Source organism: Erythrobacter sp. HL-111 (assembly GCF_900105095.1).
Classification (GTDB): domain Bacteria; phylum Pseudomonadota; class Alphaproteobacteria; order Sphingomonadales; family Sphingomonadaceae; genus Erythrobacter.
In genome coordinates, this window is sequence record NZ_LT629743.1 from 2,083,606 (window position 1) to 2,100,099 (window position 16,494).

General features: G+C 62.4%; 13 protein-coding genes. 4 read left to right on the forward strand and 9 right to left on the reverse strand.

Annotation, left to right across the window (positions count from 1 at the left end; all coding sequences use genetic code 11):
- Positions 1 to 16: 16 nt before the first annotated feature.
- The 4 genes from BLU08_RS09855 to BLU08_RS09870 form a co-directional block, all read right to left on the reverse strand.
- Complete coding sequence (locus BLU08_RS09855) at positions 17 to 1,177, reverse strand: glycosyltransferase family 1 protein (RefSeq protein ID WP_157674511.1); 1,161 nt, start codon at positions 1,175 to 1,177, stop codon at positions 17 to 19.
- Positions 1,178 to 1,180: 3 nt separating this feature from the next.
- Positions 1,181 to 1,873, reverse strand: a complete 693-nt coding sequence (locus BLU08_RS09860; protein ID WP_090198955.1) for an FkbM family methyltransferase — start codon at positions 1,871 to 1,873, stop codon at positions 1,181 to 1,183.
- A 138-nt stretch (positions 1,874 to 2,011) separates the two neighbouring features.
- Entirely contained in the window at positions 2,012 to 2,782 is a 771-nt protein-coding gene (locus tag BLU08_RS09865; RefSeq protein ID WP_172801020.1) for an FkbM family methyltransferase, read from the reverse strand.
- A gap of 192 nt (positions 2,783 to 2,974) precedes the next feature.
- The gene (locus tag BLU08_RS09870) at positions 2,975 to 4,870 is read right to left on the reverse strand and encodes an ABC transporter ATP-binding protein (protein WP_197676860.1); all 1,896 of its coding nucleotides are present in this window, start codon (positions 4,868 to 4,870) and stop codon (positions 2,975 to 2,977) included.
- A gap of 1,064 nt (positions 4,871 to 5,934) precedes the next feature.
- Here BLU08_RS09870 and BLU08_RS15635 point away from each other — a divergent pair.
- The gene (locus BLU08_RS15635) at positions 5,935 to 6,108 is read left to right on the forward strand and encodes a transposase (RefSeq protein ID WP_090198967.1); all 174 of its coding nucleotides are present in this window, start codon (positions 5,935 to 5,937) and stop codon (positions 6,106 to 6,108) included.
- A 223-nt stretch (positions 6,109 to 6,331) separates the two neighbouring features.
- Here the strand turns inward: BLU08_RS15635 and BLU08_RS09880 are convergent, their stop codons facing one another.
- Complete coding sequence (locus tag BLU08_RS09880; RefSeq protein WP_090198971.1) at positions 6,332 to 6,682, reverse strand: MarR family EPS-associated transcriptional regulator; 351 nt, start codon at positions 6,680 to 6,682, stop codon at positions 6,332 to 6,334.
- Positions 6,683 to 7,391: 709 nt separating this feature from the next.
- Between BLU08_RS09880 and BLU08_RS09885 the strand changes: the two genes are divergently transcribed.
- From BLU08_RS09885 to BLU08_RS09895, 3 genes are all read left to right on the forward strand, one after another.
- Entirely contained in the window at positions 7,392 to 7,919 is a 528-nt protein-coding gene (locus tag BLU08_RS09885; protein ID WP_157674514.1) for a transcription termination/antitermination protein NusG, read from the forward strand.
- The gene (locus BLU08_RS09890; protein ID WP_233995931.1) at positions 7,916 to 9,403 is read left to right on the forward strand and encodes an exopolysaccharide biosynthesis polyprenyl glycosylphosphotransferase; all 1,488 of its coding nucleotides are present in this window, start codon (positions 7,916 to 7,918) and stop codon (positions 9,401 to 9,403) included. Before BLU08_RS09885 ends, BLU08_RS09890 begins: the two co-directional genes overlap by 4 nt.
- Before the next feature lie 151 nt (positions 9,404 to 9,554).
- Positions 9,555 to 10,886, forward strand: coding sequence for a glycosyltransferase family 4 protein (locus BLU08_RS09895; protein WP_090198976.1), 1,332 nt, complete (start codon positions 9,555 to 9,557; stop codon positions 10,884 to 10,886).
- Positions 10,887 to 10,936: 50 nt separating this feature from the next.
- On the opposite strand, the gene BLU08_RS09900 is transcribed toward BLU08_RS09895, so the two are convergent.
- From BLU08_RS09900 to BLU08_RS09910, 4 genes are read right to left on the reverse strand one after another with little or no spacing between them, the layout of a single operon-like run.
- On the reverse strand, positions 10,937 to 12,328 hold the full coding sequence (locus tag BLU08_RS09900; protein WP_157674515.1) for an O-antigen ligase: 1,392 nt from the start codon (positions 12,326 to 12,328) through the stop codon (positions 10,937 to 10,939).
- Positions 12,325 to 13,482: a hypothetical protein gene (locus BLU08_RS15220; protein WP_157674516.1), complete on the reverse strand. Its 1,158-nt coding sequence runs from the start codon at positions 13,480 to 13,482 to the stop codon at positions 12,325 to 12,327. The genes BLU08_RS09900 and BLU08_RS15220 overlap by 4 nt, the downstream gene beginning before the upstream one ends.
- Positions 13,483 to 13,498: 16 nt before the next feature.
- Positions 13,499 to 15,733 (reverse strand): polysaccharide biosynthesis tyrosine autokinase, encoded by a 2,235-nt coding sequence (locus BLU08_RS09905; RefSeq protein WP_090198979.1) that lies wholly within the window; start codon positions 15,731 to 15,733, stop codon positions 13,499 to 13,501.
- Positions 15,734 to 15,744: 11 nt separating this feature from the next.
- Positions 15,745 to 16,428: a polysaccharide biosynthesis/export family protein gene (locus tag BLU08_RS09910; protein WP_090198982.1), complete on the reverse strand. Its 684-nt coding sequence runs from the start codon at positions 16,426 to 16,428 to the stop codon at positions 15,745 to 15,747.
- Between the last annotated feature and the right edge of the window lie 66 nt (positions 16,429 to 16,494).

A 16,494-nucleotide genomic window follows, 5' to 3' on the forward strand; every position in this document is an offset into this window, starting at 1 on the left:
GACTGGCTCTTTGATATCACCGTAGAAAATCGGAGACTTTCGGGCCTGAAGATCTAATCGTATGCAGCTTATGTTCTGCGCCAGGATATTGCGCTTGGTAAAGAGCATAATGAGCGCCAAACCACTTGCTTTCAGAGAATGTTTCTAGAAGGTGGGTGTGTTCTTTCAATGCGTTTGAATTCTCTCTGGTCCGCCTGATTGCGGAGATGCAGGCGTCTGCCATTTCCGAAATCGTGCCATAGACACTTACCTTGCTCGCAACTTCCTTGAGGGATCCATTGGCTGAGCATACCACAGATGTACCGCACATCTGTGCTTCTAGGACAGGCAGGCCAAAGCCCTCGTAGTGCGAAGGAAAAAGTAGAGCGGACGCGGTAGTGTAGAGTGAGGGAAGGTCGGTTTCGGACACCTTTTCGATAAGATGCATTGCTTCACAAACCCCCAAGGCGTCTGCTTGACTTTGCAATGCTGGCGTTAGCGCGCCCACAAATGCCAGTCGGGCACCTGCCTCCACTGCCCGAACTCGTGCAAAGACCTCCAATACAGCTTCGCGGTTTTTGTACCAATTCCGTCCGATATGCAAAATCAACGGCGCATCTTGTGGAATTCCGTGGCGCGCACGGAAATCGCGGCAGTCTTCGATCGACGCCGGCGCCATGGGCTGGAACACCGCGTTATGGATAACGCTCACACGTTCCTCGGGAATATCTACATAGGCCAACAGGTCACGCTTGGTCGCGTGTGATACGCATATGATGTGATCGGCCTTTCGCAAACAGCCCGTAATCCAGTTCATGAGCCAACGACCCGTGCGTGTCGGCTGCCATCCTGGAAGCTTCCCGTCCCTCGCCAGATACGGAATCATGTCGTGGACCGTCAGGATCGAATGTTTGGAGCGAACCAATTGGAGATAGACCGAATTGCCGGGATCAACGACATGCACGATGTCAGCGCGTTTGCCTGCCAGTTTCAGTGGGGTCACGATGAACCTGTCGAGATTGAGCGCGAGCTTGCGCCAGATCCCTGAGACGGGGAGCTTGCCGAAAAACGAAACTCCACGCCATTCAACGACGCGTGCTTCTGTCTGCCGCGCGGCTTCAAGCAGGAGGTCGCCATAACCGATCATCGATCGCTGATCGGCTGCGCGGGCATTGGTGATGATGGCTATCTTGAACACGCTCTAGCGCGAAACAAATAAAGTATTTGATTTGGATGAGAACGGTTGTGCGTGATAATTCAAATAACCCAGCCACTCGATGATCTCTCGGGCTTCTTCGTTCACACAATGGGAATTAAATTCGAGAAGGAGCATTGGGCGATTACGACGGATCGTTTGCTCTCCACCTTGCAAGACTGCGAGCTCGTGTCCCTCCACGTCGATCTTTATGAAGCCAACACTCTCGATACCGAATGAGTCCAGAGTGCGTGTCGGAACCGCAACCTCATCCCACATCTGAAAATCCGACCTGAATGTGCTTTCTAACGTTCCATATCCAGTCACAGATATCCCGTGACGCCGAGGTATGCGCAAACGAGCAGTCCCTTCGCGATTCGACAAGGCACAAGCATGCACCTCAACGCCCGGTAGACCACGGGCCAGGCGAGCAGCGCTGGCAGGGTTTGCCTCAAATGCCACACAACGGCGACAGTGGCGCACAAGGTTCCAACTATAGAGACCGTATGCCGCGCCAATATCAATCGCAGTTCTTTCTGCATCGATAAGGTGGCGAAGGGATGTCACTTCTGGCTCAGCCGAATACCGACTGGTTCGCCCAATCGCGTCCATCAGTAAGCGATCAGGCACCCAGCCCTCGAAGGCGGAGCGGGCCCTTAAAGCCGCCCAGTGCGGATTGGCGTAGCGCTTAAGACGCATCTATATGCCCTGCCCTCAAGTCTCTTGAAATCGCCATATCGTATACAAATAGACAATCCAAATCTTATCATACTTATAAAAGCAGGGGTGACGGAACGAATATTTTTGAATGAAATAGATTATCAATTTGCCATAATCTTATTCCGAGGCACCATATGAAATCACTGAATTTATCAGTTCGCTTTTTTCAGGAGGGTAAAGCAAGCAATTATGAAGACCTTTCAAATCGGCGAGTTGCTCCACGGGAATTTCCTCGAGCAGATACTTGCCAAACTGATTACTGACGAGCGCCACGGAATAGTCTCTAGGCAAAGATTGACTGAAAGCTGCGGCTGACGTCGTACCCCGCTTCAGATAAAACCAGTTGTTTATCTCAGTCAGTATTACGGGCCGGTTCTGGCCAAGCCATTTCTCTGCGCCGCGCAAGAAAAAATCTTCATGGCCCTCAATGTCGACCTTCGCGACGAAGATATTCTTCTCCGCCCGTCCGGCAAGAAAATCATCGAAACGCAGAACCGGGACCTTGATCCGTTCGAAAAGCCCATCGGCTTCGTTCGATATGGCGATTGACGCGTTGCCCGTTTGCGAGCCCGCCACAAAGTCCTCGCGCAGAACGAGATCGGCACTCCCCTCGTGATCCGACAAGGCAATCTCGAGCACCTCGAGCTCACCCTCAACACCATTTAATTGAGCGTTCTGACGAATACGTGTGGTGTTTCGTGGCATCGGCTCGAAACAGATGGTCTTGCATCCGGACAATCGGCTCACGCGCACAGCATACATGCCAATGTTCCCGCCAACATCGAGGAAGCTGCCCGGAAAAGCCGCCAGAAGCTTCGCCAATAGGCCTATGAATTCCTCGTCATACTGGCCTGACCAGAGCGCATACCACTCGGTGTGCGAACGCATATCAACCCATATGACCGAGCCGTGGCGCATCCTCGCCCGCTGGTTTGGCGAGCATCCGGCGAGGAGAAGGGCACGGTTGGCCGCGCCGCATACTCGGTAGCGACCTCGTAGTGTCGATACTGGCCGCAATAGCCGGATCAAAGGAGGCAAGACGAGGTCAGCTGCGTTCATAATGACGGTGCATCCGGTAGTCTAATCGACGCGGGCAAGGGCTCGGAAGGCTTCGCTTGTTGAGTGGAGTTCGTCCCATGATCCCATGCCCAAGACCTTCCCCCGCTCAAGCATGATGATCCGATCACTGCGTCTGACCGTACTTAAACGGTGAGCGATAATCATGACGGTCTTGTCACCAGGCAACGCCTCGATAGACGACATCACTTCGCGTTCAGTTAGGTTATCAAGGGCGCTGGTCGCTTCGTCGAAGATTATGACATCTGCATCACGGTAAAGCGCGCGTGCAATCCCGATACGCTGACGCTGGCCGCCAGAGAGACGAACACCGCGCTCGCCCACCATTGTCTGATATCCGTGGGAAAGGTCGTTCCGGATAAACTCATCAAGTTGAGCTATGCGCGCCGCCCGAGCGACACGAACTTCGTCTATCTCGTGGGCTGCAACGCCGAGGGCAATGTTTTCAGCAACGCTTGCATCGAGCAAGAAGATATCCTGCGGTACATAGGCGAGGCTCTGCTGCCAGGCTCGCAGGTTTGTCTCCGTCAGATCGGCCCCGTCTATCCTCAGAACCCCTGAGGCTGGACGAAGCAAGCCAAGCACGATGTCGACCAGCGTGGTCTTGCCCGCCCCAGTGGGGCCGACGATCCCGATCCGTTCGCCCGCGCGAATCTTGAGCGATACGTCCGTCAGGCCAGCATTGCTGTCGCGCGGATAGCGGTAGCTTACATCGTCTAGTTCAAGCGTGCGTTTAAGTCCGAGCGGCGCGGGCGGGATGCGAGTTGGTTTGGCAGACGCGTTGCGGAGCGCAAAATCGGCGTGAATAGAGGCAAGAGCAGAGCCAGCGAAACGCAGCTCGGTGATCGAGCCATAAAGCTTCGAAAGCTCCGGCATAAGGCGCTGGCCTGCAAAGGCAAACACCCCGAGGATCGGAACAATCGCGCCCAGTGCATCCCCTCCTTCAAGGCTTTCGGGAGAGAGAAGCACAAGGCAGAGCAGGATAACTCCGCCAAAGGCAATCATCTGCATGCCAAACTGCGGAACAGTGCCCAGCAATGTCGCCGTGACACGCATTTTGGCCATCCGGCGAGAGGGCCCCGCGTAGCGGTCAAGATATGCAGCCTCTCTACCCAGGAGCTTGATATCCTTGATCCCGCCCAGCGCCTCGCCCGCGAGCTTGTAGCGCGCCTTGTTCGCCTCGGCGCGGACTTTGCCCATCATCGCGAGGCGCGCGCGCGTTTGCGAGAAGATCAACCCATAGGTGCCGCCAAACACCACGAAGCACAAAATCGCGACGATCGGGTCAACCCAGACCAGCAAGATCACCACCGAAAGCACGGTGAAACCCGAGGCGAAGACCTGCGCCGCCGGGATGAAGAATCTATCGACCACGAGTTGGCTTTCGGCCAGGATCTGCGTGCTCATCTCTCCCGAGTGCCGGTCGAGGAAGAATTCATAAGGCTGGCGCAAATAGGCCGCGAGGAGCTTCTGGCTGATTGAGTGCACGCGCATATTGGTGAAGCGCGAGACAATAAAAATGCGGGCAATCTGGATCAGGTTGGAAACAACGATGACGCCAAACGAGGCCGCGCCGAGCGCCACGAGAAACGCATAGGTCGAAGTAAACCCGAAGCGTGTGTAAAACCAATCGAGCGCCGCAATCTCGCCAATGCGCTCAGGCTGCGCCAACACGGTCAGGAAGGGGAGCACCGAGGCCACCATCGCCGCCGCCGCGAAACCAGCAATAATCGTCATGGCGAGCACTATGAGTGCGTTGCGACGCTCACGCCGATCAAGCAGGTCCCACGCCATCCGCCAGACCGGCAGGTTAGCGACCGCATCATAGCCCTCCTGCGAAGCGGAATGCGTTGGCTGAGAAGCGGAGGAAGCCGGCTGGGAGGGTTCTAATTTATTCATTTAGCGGTAATTGCGTCGCTCGCGACGATCAAGAATCTCCCAAGCCTTGCGGAGGGAGGGACGGCATCAACGGCACAGCACACGGCTCCTATCTAGTAAGTTGTAATCAAATGAATAAGCTTTGACGACGAACGAATACAACTCCTCATCAAAAAATGATGCACCACTGCGCATTACTCGAGTCTTTTTAAACTCTTCACGAAGAATGTAACACCTCAAATCGACGCAATTTGGTGATTCATGCCACTCTAGATCGCTAGTCGAGTTCGTCTTCGCTGCGAAAAATTCATCCGCCAAGTCAGCTCCGAACAGAGCTTGGGTCTCTTTATGGAGATGGGAGGCGCTAAGGACGAGATCGTAAGTAATTGGCCAAAGGCTATCGACTTGAGGACAGCAGTGTGGATCGAGATCTCTAGAATTCTGCTTAATTGCCAACGAAGGTAAAACGTAACTCTCAATTGTTGGAAAGAATGTACGGGACTATAAATTCTTAAACGGTCAATTAATTCTTGATGATCCCCGCCTCTACCGCCTCGGATTTGATCGATGAATCGGATCATAGAAGAGCAGGCGTTCTTGCGGATATAAACGTATACGAACTTCCGCCCCTTTACTTCAAAATAAATATGGGGTTGTCCGGGGTCAAATAACTTATCGGGCCGCCCTCTCACCGCATTAAAGATCCTCCGACCCATCGACACCGGCTTCGGCTGTAGTAGTTCCGGATGCAACTGAGGTTCATGCGTATAAGGCTGCGAGATGGCTCCAAATGTAGCCCATTTTTCGAAATCGATTTCGTTCACTGCGGTAACTTCTTGTAAGATTTTTCTGATAAACCTGCTAGCTCACTTCCGTTTGACAATCTGATCGGACTCACGATGTTGAGCATATTAGGCTGAGGATCTATTAAATTGCTTGCGCTGGACGCAATCGGTTAATTCAATGGCAGCATCAAGAGGTGCTGCTGGTGTTCGAGTTGTGGTTGTTGAGCGATGCGCAGATGCGCCGGATTGATCCCTTTTTCCACTGTCGCATGGCATGCCGCGGGTCGATGACCTGCGCGGATCGTAAGCGGCATCATCTTTGTGATCAGGAACGGACTGCGCTGGCGTGATGGGCCTCCCGCGTATGGTCCTCGCAAGACAATCCATAATCGCTTTATCCGCTGGATCCGCCTGGGCTTGTTCAACCGAGTCTCCCCCGCGCTGGCGGCCAAAGGTGGAAGGCGGATACGCTGATGATTGACGCCGCCAAGCTAAAGGCGCACCGGACGGCAGCAAGCCTGTTAACCCGGATTGGAGTGTTTGTTTTCCGCACGCCCTCCGGCGTGCGATATCCTCGCTCCCGGCCGGCAAGGCCGGCCTGCGCTGCGGGCGGGCGGTCGCCCTTGCGGCTCGCTGCGCGGGCCGGGACACCGCCTTATCGCCAGTGGGGCTCGAGCGGTCAGAGGGCAACCGGGGCTCACTCCCCCGCACCCCGCTCCAGCTCGGCGCCCAGTTCCTCGATCTCGCGCTTCAGCGCGTCGTATTCCGCGCGCTTCCTCGCCAGGAACCGCCGGGCGATCGCGCTCTTGGCGGCCATTCCGCCGGGGGTGAGGACGTAGGCGTAGCGGCGCTTGTCGGGGGACTGGCGGAAACGGTCGAGCTTGATGAAGCCGCGTTCGACCAGCCCCCGCAGCACGTAGTGCGTCGCGCCGAGGCTGATGCCGAGTTCGTTCGCCAGGTCGCGCTGCGAGAGGTGCGGGTCGCGCTCGATCAGGCGCATCACCTTGAACTGGGCTTCTTCGCGCGCCCGCTCGCGCTGGACGCTCACCGCAGGGCTTCCGCGATACGGCTACCGCACGGTGCCAGCCTGCAGGCCCACCGGGAAGATGAATGAAACACTTTACTGACGGCCAAGGGCGCCATCACGTTCAGGATTGAACGATACAGAGGCCGCGTTGCATTGCAACACGCATTTTGCATCTCTGGCGCGTTCCGGCGTCATTTTTAAGACTGCCCCCGTGCCGCCCCGTGCGAAGTCCAGCGGCGGCAGGCTCAATCCCGCGCGATCGCCAAAAGGCTCGAGGCGCTCGAGAGGCCGACCCCTCGCGAGCTCGGGCCGGAAATCGCAACACCGCGACCATGACCTGCGTATTTGCGGATTCGCGAATCGCCCTGACCCGATTCGCGTCTCCGATCCCGTTGAATTTGCAGAACCCTTTCCGGTTTCCCACCCCAATCTCGGCGGCGCGGAGGCGGAAAAGCGCCTGCGCGGCGGCCCCGATCGGCATCCGCTGCCTGCCCTGCGACCACCCGTTCCGATCATGCGCCAAGGCGTTTTGCATTCGCGAGAATCGCGGCGTTCGGGACGCGCCGTTCGCCACGCAAATCATTGTGATTCCTGCCTTTCGAGCGGCCAGGTTCCGCCCCATCCACTCGCTGCGCCGCAAAAAAAACCCGGCCCCCCTCAGGACTCTTACGTTGATCTTTGCGAAGCAATAAGGGACTATCCCTACGTCGCATCGAAAACCTGGGGGCATATGTCGATCTGGTTTCTCATCCAGACAAGGCCGAATGCCGATGCGATCGCTCGCCGCAATCTCGAGCGTCAGCGGTTCGTCACGTTCCAGCCATTGGAGCGTCGCACGCGCGTCCAGAAAGGGCGATTCGTCGCCGAACGCCGGCCGTTCTTTCCGGGCTACCTCTTCGCGACCTACCCCGAAGCCGCCGCGCCCTGGTCGGTGATCAATTCGACCTACGGGGTCGTGCGGCTCGTGTCGTTCGCCGGCAAGCCCGCGATCGTCCCGAAATCGGTGATCCGGGACCTGCGCGAAGCCTGCGACGAGGACGAGGTGATCGCCTTCGGCCAGGATCTCGCCGAAGGCACCGAGGTCGAGATCGCGAGCGGGTCCTTCGCGGGCCTCGTCGGCGAGGTCCTCTCGCTCAGCCCGAACAACCGCGTGCTCGTGCTGCTCGATTTCCTCGGCCGGCAGACGCGGGTGAACCTCCCGGCGGGCGCGGTGCGGCGGGCTCCGGGTTCCCGAACGGCGAAGGGAGCGGGTCGATGACCAAGCCGCGCTCCGGCATCCTCGCGGTGGATGCGCGCGGTACGCCGCAGGCCGAACGCGCCGAACCGGCCGGTTCGCCGGCGGAGGCCGGGGATCGCCGGCCCAAGCCCTATCCGGTCGAGGAGACGGAAAGCTCCAACCCTGATCGCCCCGGTTCCGCGCCCGGCGTGCGGCAGACGCAGGGGCAGGACCGGGACGGGCGCTGGGGCGGGGCCGCGATCGGCGAGGCCACCCTCCTGATCCGGCAGCTCGAGCTTCCGCTGCAACTCATCGGCGGGCTTCTTCCGACCATGGCGGTCTGGGCGGTGCAGGACCGGGTCCTGTTCACGGCCTTCTACAACGAGACGCTGGTCGCGCTCGCCGCCGCATCGGTCCTGAGCTGGTACGTGCTGTCGAAACTGCGCGAGCACGCCAAGGCGCGCCACCTGTCCTACATCCTGCCGGTCAATTTCCTGGTGTTCAGCGGGGCGCTCGGCGTGCTCGCGCTGCTGCGGCTGCCCTATTCCGCCTCGGTCTTCGCGACCGGAGCGGGCTGCACCATCCTTGCGAGTTTCCTGCTCGCGGTGCGAAGCCGCGGGCTGCTGCGGCCCCACCTGATCGTTCCCGGGGGCCGGGCGGCGGAAATCAACCTCACCGGCAATTACCTCCCCGCGCCCTCGGCCGCCGACCTCACCGGGCTGGTGCGCTCGGGCCGCCGGAACTGGGCGATCGTCGCCGACCTGCACTATTCTCACTCGCCCGGCTGGGAACGCTTGTTCGCCGAGGCCGCGCTGGCGGGCATTCCGGTCTACCACTTCCGCCAGATCGCCGAGATGCAGACCGGGCAGGTCAAGATCACCCACCTCAGCGAGAACGACCTCGGCTCGCTGATCCCGAACGTCTCCTACATGTCGATGAAGCGGCTGATCGACATCGTCGCCGCGCTGGTGCTGCTGCCGTTCTGCCTCGTCGGGTTCGCGCTGCTGGCGATCGTCATCAGGCTCGATTCGCCCGGCAAGGCCTTCTTCATCCAGGACCGGGTCGGCTTTCGCGGCCAGACCTTCCGCCTGTTCAAGTTCCGCACCATGCGCGAGCGCGACGTGAAGGCCGAATCGCAGGCCCGGCGCGAGGACGCCATGACCCGCAGCGACGACGACCGGATCACCCGCGTCGGAAGGTTCCTGCGCAAGACCCGGATCGACGAGCTGCCGCAGATCTTCAACATCCTCAAAGGCGACATGAGCTTCGTCGGCCCCCGGCCCGAGGCCAAGGCGCTGGCCGAATGGTACGAGGAGGAACTGCCCTTCTATTCCTATCGCCACATCGTGCGGCCCGGGATCACCGGCTGGGCGCAGGTCAACCAGGGCCACGTGACCGACGTGTCCGACATTCTTTCGAAGCTGCGCTACGATTTCTACTACATCCGCAACATCTCGCTGTGGCTGGACGTGCTCGTCGCGCTCAAGACGCTGCGGGTGATCGTCACCGGAATGGGCGCGAAGTGATGCCGCTTCGTCGCCTCGCCGCGCTGTCCGGCGCGCAACGCTCTCCGGCGGCACCGCAAAAGCATCCGCTCGCCCAGCCGGAATTCCGCCCGGGCCGCACCGCCGTCTTTCCCGCTCCCGTCTGCTGATCCTCCCGGCAAGGAGAAAGCGCATGCGCCTCGTCTTCATCAACCGCTTCTTTCATCCGGACGAGTCGGCGACCTCGCTGATGCTGACCGACCTGATCAACGGGCTGGCGCTGCAGAACCCCGACATGCACGTGATCACGGCGGGCGGTTCCTACACGCCGCAGTTCGAGGGCGAGGCGCCCGAGGGCCTGCCCGAGCGGCTGACCGTGACCCGCCTGCCCACGCTCCCGATTTCCAACGGTTCGCTGGTCGGGCGGCTGATCAGTTTCATGGTGTTCTACTACGCTCTGATCCTCGTCGGGCTGCGCGAGATCCGGCGCGGCGACGTCGTCGTGTGCCTGACCGATCCGCCGCTCGTCGGGATCTTCGCCGTTTCGGTCGCCCGGCTGAAGGGCGCGCAGGTGATCCACTGGGTGCAGGACATCTATCCCGAAACCGCGGTCCGGCTCGGCTTCGGTTCCTCGGGCAATCCGCTGCTGGTGCTGGCCTCGCGGCTGCGGGACTGGGCGTGGAAGCGGGCCGCCGTCAACGTCGTCATCGGGGAGCGGATGCAGGACATGCTGGTGTCGCGCGGGGTCGAGGCGGAGCAGGTGCAGGTCATCCAGAACTGGGCCGGCGAAGACGAGCTCGAACCGCTCGAAGCGAACGCGAACCCGCTGCGCGGCGAATGGGGGTTCGACGCGGAGACGATGGTGATCGGCTATTCGGGCAATCTCGGCCGGGCGCATGATGCCGATACCATGCTCGATGCGGGCAAGCTCCTCGCGCGCGAGAGCGATTCGCCGTTCCGCCTCCTCTTCATCGGCGGCGGGGTGAAGCACGCGGTGCTCGACAGCGCGGAATGCTCAGACCTTGCCGGCCTGATCGAACGGCGTTCCTATCGACCCCGGCGCGAGCTCGCCCTCAGCCTCAACGTGCCGGACGTCCACTGGCTGTCGCTCGAACCCGATCTGGAAGGGCTGATCGTGCCGAGCAAGTTCTATGGCGCGGCGGCCGTGGGCAAGCCGATCATCTTCATCGGCGACACGGATGGCGAGGTCGCGCGCCTGCTCGAGGACGCCGAGTGCGGTGCGAGCTTCGCCAAGGGCGATGCGCAGGGCGTGGCCGACTATCTCGCCTCGCTCGCCGCGAGCCCGGCACTCCGGCAGCGGCTCGGCGCGAACGCGCGGAGCTATTCGCTCGAGAAGCTGCCCCGGTCCGCGCGGCTGAGGGAATGGCGCTCCCTCGTCCGCGAGGTCGCGCTCCTCGGCGCCGCGGCAGGGCCCGATCGCGCTGCCACCGCGCAGGGCGGGCGCATCATCGGATACAACGACAATGACGGGGAAGTCCGGGGCCGCGCTTCCGAGACGCTCTGAGGCCGGTCGATCGGCGAAGCCCCCGGGCGCGCCGGCCTCGACAACCAACGCTATCCCGGTTCATCTGCGGGCGATCTTGCGCTTCCCGCCGCGCGCCCTTGCCCTTTCGCCGGACGGGTTCGCGGCGGACGGGTCCCATGCCGATCGCCGAGCGACATCCGGCTGAGGAAGACGCAGCCGAGCGCGAAGACGGTGCCGAGAGCCGCGGTGCGCAGCGGATAGTCCCAGCCCGAATGCGTCAGGATGACGCCGGTCGCGATCCACCCCGCCCAGGCGAAGGGCGACGCCTGCCCGCGCAGCAGCCGGGTGAGGCAATAGACCCACCATCCAAGAAACAGCGCGACGAGGACGACGCCCGCCGCGCCGAGTTCGAGCAGGAGTTCGAGATAGTCGTTATGTGCATGGTTGATGAACACGCGGGTCACGCGCTCCTCGTCCTCGTAGCGGCGATAGACGTCCTCGAACGTGCCGAGCCCCGATCCGACCGGAAAGAAATCCTGCGCCGCATCGAGCGTGTTCGCGTTCATCACGCCCCGGCCGGCCATCGACGTGTCCGCCTCCGAGCCGAAGACATTCTCGGTATCGCCGGTGAGCACGAGCGCCGCAGCGCTAGCCCCGAGAAGCGGCAGGGCGAGCAGCCAGGCGAGCCGCTGGCGGACGGGATAGACGATCAGGGCGCTTGCGAGCGCGACCGGTGCGACGAGGGCATAGCCCGTCAGCGAGCCGACGAGGCCGATGCCGATCACGACCAGCGCGAACAGCGCCCCTCCGAAGATGGTGAGTTCCATGCGTTGCGCGGGAAACCGCGAGCGCGCCTCGCGCACGAGCGCGGCGATGAAGGGAAGCGAGACGAGCAGGAGCGTCGCCATGTGATTGGCGTTGGCGAAGAAGCCGACCATGTATCCGCGGTTGGTGAAGCCGTAGAAATACCAGGGCGCTTCCCGCCCGCCCAGCACCTGCATGATGCCCACGACCAGCGCCAGCAGCGCGGTGGCCACGAGCGTCGCCGCGAGCGCCGTCGCCGGAACGCTTCGCACCGCGAGCAATCCGATCGCCATTCCGATGGCGGGCAGCAGCGCGGCGGCCGAGCGCAGGCTTTCGGGGAAGGACAGGGTGACAAACGCCGGATCGGGCTCGACGTCCAGCAGCGCGAGCTCGGCCGCGATGGCCGCGCGACCGGGAAGATCGGCCCAAGTTCCGACCGGCAGCACGATGAACTGGGCGGCGATGACCAGGATTCCCAAGGCTCCGAGGCCGAGGAGCAGGCGCGATGCGAGGCAGAGCCTCGCCCAATCGAGGGCGTAGAGCCCCCAGCCAAGAAAGCCGATGCCACCGACCTGCAGCGCGAGATTGACTTCCGCCCCTTCGCGGCTCGCCCCGCCCAGCATCAGGCAGGCAAGGAGGAAGGCCGCGAAAACTGCGCCGCGCACTGCATCGGTCACGCGCCGTCCCCCTCGATGGTGATCGATTCGATCGAGAATGCAGCGGCGCGCGGCGGGTCGCTCGCGCGGGCCCGCAGCTCGAGCGACTGCGCCCGGCAATCGGGCGAGACGGAGAACCGCGCCGCCATCGCGCCCGCCTCCCTCAACCGCGTGCGGACGATCTCCTCGCCGCCGAGGCATTGCACCCTCAACTCGATCGCCTCGCTCGGATCGAGAACCTCGGCCCGGAGACGATAACTGCCTGCGGGAAGGAGGAGGACCTGGCGCGCGAGTTCGGTGGTGCGGCGGCCATAGGCCTCGCCGGAAAGGCCGCTCGGCCCGAGCGCGGCATAGCCCTCAGGCCCGGAGCGCAGGCTCCAGCCGAAGGGTGGGGGGAGGTCGCCGCCGAATTCGGGGTCGGTGATCAGCCCCTCCTCGCCCGGCCGTCTGCCGACCAGTTCGGACCAGACGCGATAGGCGCCGGGATAGTCGCCCGCATCGATCAGGGGCCGGGTGATCGGGTCCACCGCGCGCGGATCGCCGCGCACGGCCTCGGCGGCCCGCGTCGTCCTGATCGCTTCGATGAGGGCGCCGGGATCCGGCTCCGCCCGGGCGAGCGCGGTCAGGACCATCAGCTTGGTCCGATCTTCCTCGATCGCCTCGAGCGCGACCGGGCCCGTTTCGGGGTGGCCGGAGAGGAGCACGAGCGTTTCCCGGGTCAGGGCCGCCTGTTCGGGCGCGAGGCGGAGAAGCGCCTCGAGGTCCTTCACCGCCCTATCGATATTGCCGGCCGCCATGTTGGCGTCGACCGCGAGGAAACGCGCTTCGAAGGACCGCGCGCTGCGCCTGCGGGCGATGTCGAGGAGCCGGGTCGCCTCCTCGTAGCGACCCTCGTCATAGCGCGTGAGCGCCGCGACGATGAACGGCTCTTCCTCGAGCGGGGCCTTGGCGAGAAGGCCATTCGCCGGTTCGAGCAGTTCGGAGGCCCGGCCGGTTCCGACCTCGCGCAGGCGCGTCATGAGGAGCCTCAACTCGCGCGAAGGATGGATCAAACGGCCATCTTCTGCCTGAAATCCGGCCGGTCCGCTGGCCGAGAAGGCATAGGCAACCCCCGCAAGGACGAGCAGGACACCAAGCACGGGAAGGAGCAAGGCGAGCCTGAGAAGCCTCGTCATTCAGAAATGCCCGGCGTTACGTCGCGCGGTCGGGAGCGGCCGCGATCGCGATCGTCGTGTCGTCGCCGCGCGAAGCACCGCCGTAGTAGCTTTGATAGCGGCCATAGCCGTAATCGATGACCCGCGCGGAAGCCTTGGTGAGCGACCCGCCGAGCAGATTGGCCCCCGCCATTCGCAGCTGCGACAGGGCGGCGCGCGCCAGGGCGGTCCGCGTCTTGCCGCTTTCGAGCGTGAAGAGCACGCCGTCGCTGCAAGAGGACAGCAGGACCGCATCGGCAAAGCGCGCGACCGGCGGGGCATCGATGATCACGTGATCGAACAGGCTCCGCGCGTTCGCAAGGATGGCATCGAGCCGGGCGGGAAGGATGATGTTCGCCGGGTTGGGCGGGATCGGCCCGCTCGGCAGCAGGAAGAGGTTGGGACTGGTCGTCTTGACCACGTGCTCGGTCAGGGACGTGTCGCTGGTGAGCAGGGTCGAAAGGCCGATGCGGTCGTCCTCGCTGACGACGAAGGAGGGTTTGCGCATGTCCGCGTCGATCAGGAGGACGCGTCTGCCGGTATCCGACAGCTGCACGCCGAGCGAATAGCTCGTGCTCGACTTGCCTTCCTCGGGGCGCGAGCTGGTGACGAGGAGGACCTGCGGAAATCCGCCCTCGCCCGACAGCTGCAACCCTGTCCGCAGGCTGGCATAGGCATCGTAGATGACCGAATACTGATCGCGCACCTCTTCGAGGAAATTCGCGTTCTTGGTGGCGAGGGGAATCGCGCCGAGCGCGGGAAGACCGAGCTTTTCGCGCAGGTCGTCCTTTGTCTTAACAGTATCGGTCAGGCGGTCGTAGAGCACGGCGAGACCGGCCCCCAGGAATAGGCCAAGGAGGGTGCCGAGGATGGTGTTGCGCAGGATGTTCGGTTCGAACGGGGTGCTCGGAGCCTGCGCCTGGTCGACCGTCGCCGCCTGGGCGGTCCCGATGCCTTCGACCACGCCGACTTCGTTGTAGCGTTCGAGCAGCGCATCATAGAGCGAGCGGTTCGTATCGAGTTCGCGCTGGAGAATGTTGTACTGGATCGCGTCCTCGCGCTCGGTGAGCGCGCTGCCGGTGAGCTGCGAGACCCGTTCGCTCAGCGCCTGTTCTTCGGCGAGCGCGGCGCGATATTCGGCTTCGAGCGTGCCGGTCGCGCGCGAATTCTCGGTCAGGATCTGCCGGTCGAGCTCCTCGATACGGGTCTTGAGCCGTGCCATCTCGGGGAAGGAATCCTGGAGATAGGTCGATTTTTCGCGATATTCCGCCTCGAGCACGGCCTTCTCCTGCCGGAGCGTTGCGGAATTCCCGCCGCCCGCTGCCAGAGCTGCCGCCTGGCGGTAGCGCTGCTCGGCCGTGATGCGCTTCTGCTGGGCCGCGGCGAGCGCGGAATTGAGCGTGCCGAGCGATTCCCCGGTGAGCGTGCTGCTCCCCGCGCCGCCTTCGCCTTCGCCGCTGCCGACGAGCACGATTCCGTTTTCCTTGGCATAGGCGACGAGCCGGCGTTCGGCATCGTTGATCTCCTCGCGGACGGTCCTGATCCGCTCCTCGAGGAACCTGCGCGCCGATGTCGTGGCTTCGTATTTCCGGTCGAGCGTGAGATCGATGAAGGACGTCGCGAACCCGTTGGCGAGCCTTGCCGCTTCGGCCGGATCATCGGACACGTAGCTCAATTCGATCAACCGGCTGTTGGGCGACGGGCTCACGGTGAGGCCCTCGGCGATCGACGCGGCGAGGCCCGCCACGCGTTGAGGATCGCGGGCGGCGGCGGCCTCGGCTCCCGATGTTTCGGCCGCGTCGAAGCGATTGGACTCGCCGACGAGGCCCAGATCCTGCACCACGCGTTCGGCGAGAGCCCTGCTGCGCAGGATGCCGATCTGCGTTTCCTGGAACTGGCTGTCGGTGGTGGGAACGACAAGACCCTCGCTCGCGTCACCGCCGTTGGAAAGGACCGGAACGCTGGGCGGGTTGAGCTCGATCGTCGCGGTCGCGCGATAGAGCGGGCTTTTCGAAAGCGAGTAGCCCAGGGCCGCGACCAGGCCGAGGAGCGCCGCCAGCAGGATCCACCACTTGCGTTCCCACAGGACGGTAAGGATGTCGCCGATCGAGAAATCGAATTCGTCCTCGTCGTCGATCATCTCGTCGGCGAGGTAGGGCGAGAGAGCGCCTTGCTGCCGTTCCACGAGTGCATCGCGCGGCGCGCGCGGGGGAAGCTGTTCTTGGCTGTTCACGAATTTTCCCGTCAGAACGGCCGGAAGATGCCGAAGGTCTGAACGCTCCGGAAGAGGTTATCCATGGTCTCCTTCCTCCGCGAACCCTCGACCACGATGATGTCGCCGCGAAAGATTTCCGGATCGGGTTCCTGCCCCTTGCGGATCGTCGTTAGATCGAACCCCGCGATCATCCGCTCGCCATCGATCTGACGGAAGACGAAGACACGCTTGGGGTTCGCCGTGTTGTCGAGACCACCGCCCACGGCCACGGCCTGGACGAGCGTCATGCTCCCGAAGTTCGGATAGACACCCGGACGCCGAACCGCCCCGTCGATGGTGATGTTGCTGCCCGTCGCGGACACGATCCCGACGGTCACGTCGGGATTCTTGAGGTATTCCGCGGAGAGCCGTTCCTTGAGACGCGCCTGCAGTTCGTCGGTCGTTTGGTTGACCGCCTCGACCGCCCCGATGAGCGGCAGATTGATCCGACCCGTGAGATCGACCTGGTATTCGCCCGAAAACTGTTCGACCTGGAAGACGTTGACCAGCACCTTGTCGAGCGGGGCGATCCGGTAGTCGGCGGCGACCATTTCGACGCTGACCGGGTCGGGCGCGACGAAACCCTCGGGGCTGTAGGCTACATCGTCGGAGCGACTCGTCGAGCAGCCGGAAGCCAGGACAAGCCCGCCAAGCAGAACCAAAGCCCTGACCATCACAGGCAATTCCAAGGGAGATTCATCTGGACCAGCCGATCCTTCTAGACGCCGTGTATCCGAACC